This window comes from Paracoccus aerius, from assembly GCF_014656455.1.
Taxonomy (GTDB): Bacteria; Pseudomonadota; Alphaproteobacteria; order Rhodobacterales; family Rhodobacteraceae; genus Paracoccus; species Paracoccus aerius.
Genome location: NZ_BNCL01000064.1, coordinates 1 through 3,085, shown reverse-complemented (window position 1 = coordinate 3,085; position 3,085 = coordinate 1). Strand labels below are relative to the sequence as shown.

Sequence of the window (3,085 nt, the reverse complement as noted above, 5' to 3'; positions counted from 1 at the left end):
GCTGAAATTTGGTGGCGCCCTCTTGAGCGGTGTCACAAAAGGACCAGCGTCGAGCGCCTTTCCCCAGGCTCCATCTGCACCAAAGGCATCCCCCACGTCCAACCGCGCCCTCGTCGCGGTCCGTATTATCGATGGGTTGCGTGGCCGCATCAGTCGACCTGACCGGGGCGAGTATTTGCTCTGCCACGCGGCAGCACATCTGATTGCCTCGAATAGATACCGACGGCCTGTTGACCACATAGTCATATGTCGGTTCCCTTTCTCGCCTCGGAAAAAAGGAGGGATCATCCCCTGCCTGAACGATCGATACTAACACCGGGATGCTGGCCAGTTCATAGCAGGTGTTTATCAGGAAGGACCTAACCTATGTCAGCACGAACAGCTCAGGCATCGTTTAAGTGTAAACGTGCTGACAGGCATTGCTCCTTGTTCAGGCCCGAGGGGTGCTGGAACTCCTTTCAGGCAGCCGGGTATATCGTAGGCTAATTCCGAAAGGCTTTAGGCTTGTATTAAGTGATGTCTTTCCTCGCATGATACCATTCGCCGCGGCATGTCCCGCTAGTGGAAAAGCTCCTCAAGCGACTAAGCGCCATTGAACTCGAGATCGGTCATCGAGAACCGACCGTAGGAAATCCCCTTCTGTCTGGATCATTAGCAGGATCAGGCGCTTCCGTTTGCTAAAAGACGTCTGCATCACCTCTTATGGAAATCGAGGAAATCATGACTAAGATGAACTTAGAAGATCCGATCAACGAACTTCTAAATCAAATAGATGCTGCGATCCCCAGGGAAAAAGAGCTTGCAGTGCAGCAGTTGCGGCAGGCAATTTCTGCCGGTGATCGACCACCCCCGCAGTTAGAAACTTTGCTAGAAGAGACAGACCCGTTTGATAATGTCCCCGTCTAGCGATTTTTGTGGTTACCGGCCGTGATGCAAGAATTCTTGACGTTGGGCTTGGTGATCCAGTGCGGTCATCTGTCAGGCCTGTTCACGCGGCACTTTCGAGAACCTGTTGGCGAGATGGATTTTGCGTTCCTTCCGAAAGCGGCAAGGTTTTCCCCGCCGCCCTTTATCCCTTCAGACGTCAGCTGTGCCCAAGCGCGTCGTAATGGCTGTTGATCCTTACATAAGCCAGAGACCGCACCATGTCTGGATTGACAGCGGCAGGGTCGCCAGCGAGCCAGCCGATAGCCCGTCGAAATGCTCTTGCGAACAACCCACGCAGTCCTGCAGGACTTACCTGTGCGTCTCCATTTGCAAGCGTCGTGCGTTCGTTTTGCAATGTCTTGTGAATAATTTTCATTCTATGCTCCTTCATGAGAAAAGGCAGATACTTCCACCCGAACATGAACTTTGTTCGCTGCGGATTTCCCTAACAGGAAGGCGGTTCTTTTTGTGACGGACGCCGCCTTCGTCAGCCATTTTTTGGGAAGCCTCGGCGTCTTCACAATCCCGATTTGGGTCTTTGTACTCGCCGTTGGGTTTGGCTGGTGAGTCTTTCGGAGCGATGGGAATTCGCACGGCCATTATCAGGCCCTCCATAAATCACGGGCAGAGTATTCTGTCGCAACCCTTCAAACATAAGGTCCAGAAGGTCATTTTGCATCAGTGTTGCTGCCCCTAATGCGCAAGCCCATAGGAAGGCTGGAAGAAGGGTTGGCCGCTCCATGCCGGTATTCTTCACGCAAGCAAGTGCCCAAGTGTGGCAAGGCAAAGAGTCCCGATGAAATCTCGCCGGATTGTATCGCGAAAAGATGAGATGGGTTAAGAACGAGGACAGGCAATGTGATGCGAAAAGCGCTAAGGGGACGTGGGATGACCGATAAGGGCAACGCTCCTGAAGACATCCGGCAATACGAGATAGCCTTGGAACTCCTTTTGGCATTGCTGCGTGTGCAGACAGTCGCTCCTGGTGCGATCAGCCCGGAGGATTTGCCGAAGGTGTTGTCCGAAGCCGCCGATGGGCGAAAACAGCAAGGCGACGATGGGGCAGCGCGATTGCTGTTTGGATGGGCACAGACGCTGGGGCAGCAGATAGGGGACGGGGAGTAGATTAGGCAGGACTGCCCCGCGCCGTCCAGGATCTGCAGGGCTTTTAATGTCTATCTTTGGGCAAAAGCCACATGTTCCAGCAAAGCGGCGAGCAGTGCACCAGCTTAGAAGACATGTATTCACTAAACTGTATGGCCTAATTATCTGGAGTTGAATACCGCAAGAACGATCAACCTAGAGTAATCTCCGGCGCCACGCCACGCTGGGGGTTTTTGCTAAGGCCGAAGTTTAGAACGTTTAAAGAAGCTTTCGATCTGATTGAGGCAGATGAGAGCGCAGCGGATGATCAAGAAAGCCCCGTCTTTATCGGTGGGCCGCTCGCAATTGACAGCGAGGCGGCAAAAGCGGTCGAGCCATGCCAATGTCCGCTCCACAACCCCGCGGTGCTGCCCAGCCTTTCGCCGCTTTCAATGCAACGTCCAGCATTATGAGGTAGGACCCTCCGTTTACGATCTCCAGTATGGAGCGATGCGTGAGCCGTTCAAGAAGCCAAAGACTGACGCATAATCGATGAAGCTCAGATTGGCGTGGATCGCCATGCTGATCCTTACGCTGAGTTTGGTCGATTCCAACGGAAGAACAACGTCTTGTCTGACGCGCTCCACGAAAAATAGCCCTCAGAAAAGGCGCTTATGTCTTCAGTCCGATCAAAGCCTCTGAAAACTGCCCTGTGTCACAGGTAAGGCTAACCTATGTCAGTATGACCGGGCTCTGGCATGGTTTAAGTGTGAACGTGCCGTCAGGCATTGTTCGTTACGAGTTCCAGAAGCGCGTGGGCGTACCGTAGCCTTATCGGTCGGTAGGCCTATGCGCTTCTTTTTTTATATAAAGAAGGGCAAGCCTTCGCAACTCGACCTGAGCAAGACAGGCGCCGCTAAGAGGGACATCATTGCAAAAAGGGGAAGTGCAATCAGCTCCCTATAACGGAGCCTCCTACCCCATAAAATCCATAACCCAAACATACTTCTGGAACTCCCGAAGCGCTGGCCGTACGCCTTGGACTTGCGGCAAAAAAGAGTTCTTGCAACTTGCG

3 protein-coding genes are annotated in these 3,085 nt (G+C 53.1%); 2 read left to right on the top strand and 1 reads right to left on the bottom strand.

The genetic code is table 11. From position 1 onward, the window contains the following. The first annotated feature begins 720 nt into the window (after positions 1–720). Positions 721–906 (top strand): hypothetical protein, encoded by a 186-nt coding sequence (locus IE224_RS20560; RefSeq protein WP_191313360.1) that lies wholly within the window; start codon positions 721–723, stop codon positions 904–906. 178 nt (positions 907–1,084) lie between these two features. On the opposite strand, the gene IE224_RS20555 is transcribed toward IE224_RS20560, so the two are convergent. Continuing rightward, positions 1,085–1,303 carry a hypothetical protein gene (locus IE224_RS20555; protein WP_191313359.1) on the bottom strand — a complete coding sequence of 73 codons (219 nt, stop codon included), beginning with the start codon at positions 1,301–1,303 and terminating at the stop codon, positions 1,085–1,087. A gap of 512 nt (positions 1,304–1,815) precedes the next feature. On the opposite strand from IE224_RS20555, the gene IE224_RS20550 reads away from it, so the two are divergent. Next, a complete protein-coding gene (locus IE224_RS20550) occupies positions 1,816–2,052 on the top strand; it encodes a hypothetical protein (RefSeq protein ID WP_103174723.1) in 237 nt (78 codons plus the stop codon). The last annotated feature ends 1,033 nt before the right edge of the window (positions 2,053–3,085 follow it).

Coding starts and splice junctions, on each gene's coding strand:
- IE224_RS20560 (WP_191313360.1), top strand. CDS start 721: ATGACTAAGATGAACTTAGAAGATCCGATCAACGAACTTCTAAATCAA.
- IE224_RS20555 (WP_191313359.1), bottom strand. CDS start 1,303: ATGAAAATTATTCACAAGACATTGCAAAACGAACGCACGACGCTTGCA.
- IE224_RS20550 (WP_103174723.1), top strand. CDS start 1,816: ATGACCGATAAGGGCAACGCTCCTGAAGACATCCGGCAATACGAGATA.